Genomic DNA, 850 nt, shown 5'->3' with positions numbered 1-850 from the left:
TGCTTCTTCTGGCTCGGTTTTGCATTGCGCGTTATTCGTATCGGTGTTTCTGCAACCCATTGCCATTGCGCTTTGCCATGATAATTAACTTGCCGTGTTTTCTCGAAATGCAATGAGTCTGCTACCTGAGCGCAAGGCATTGATTGACCTTGAAACTCAACGGTGGGTGTCTTTCTAGAACGTGTTAACCATAAGCAGTTGTTGGCCTCCCATTGGCGCATATGCCCGACAGAGTCGGCCTCTCGATCAATGATATGAACAAGCGGTTTGGCAAAATTCTGCTGTTCCAGTTTACCTATACAGTGTGTCACTTCATCCAAATGGCTTTCAACCATTTCAGATAATTCATGCTCTTGATAGGTTGCGTAACTGCCGTTGGCCGTAACCAGCCTTTGTGCAACAGGAGCAATCGGTTGCCCCGTTTGATCACTTAAAATAATGCTGCTTTGTAAATCATAACCCACATCAGTTTCGTGTGTTATCTGGTATTTATCCAGCTTACTGGCATGTTTTCGATAATTTAATCGTGACCAATCATGTACGCATAAAGCATATTGACTGCAATGCGTAGCAATGCCTTCATGGGCTGCGATTAATAAAGGCTCATGCAGTTTCGTTAAGGTTACACTGGCGTTTTTATAAAAACGCCAAGCCGCCTGGGTACTGGCAAAACTCGTGCTTTTATTAGGCAATGCCCGTAAGCCAGCACTCAAGCTGTCGGTGGAGTTCAAATACTCACTCACCAACTGTTGGTGACGCTTTGCCAAGCGAGGATCGAGGTCTAATAACTTTTTTTATATTCATGGCGTATGTTACTACTTTTGTGCTTTAAGTTGTGTAGATAGCTATG

1 pseudogene is annotated in these 850 nt (G+C 44.0%); it reads right to left on the bottom strand.

Features of this window, described 5'->3' with window-relative positions:
* Nucleotides 1-767, bottom strand: a pseudogene (locus tag RW114_RS20790) (hypothetical protein); the annotation flags it as partial.
* Nucleotides 768-850: the final 83 nt, after the last annotated feature.

Source organism: Methylobacter svalbardensis (assembly GCF_037671525.1).
Lineage (GTDB): Bacteria > Pseudomonadota > Gammaproteobacteria > Methylococcales > Methylomonadaceae > Methylobacter_A > Methylobacter_A svalbardensis.
This window is presented reverse-complemented; position numbering and strand designations above follow the sequence as displayed.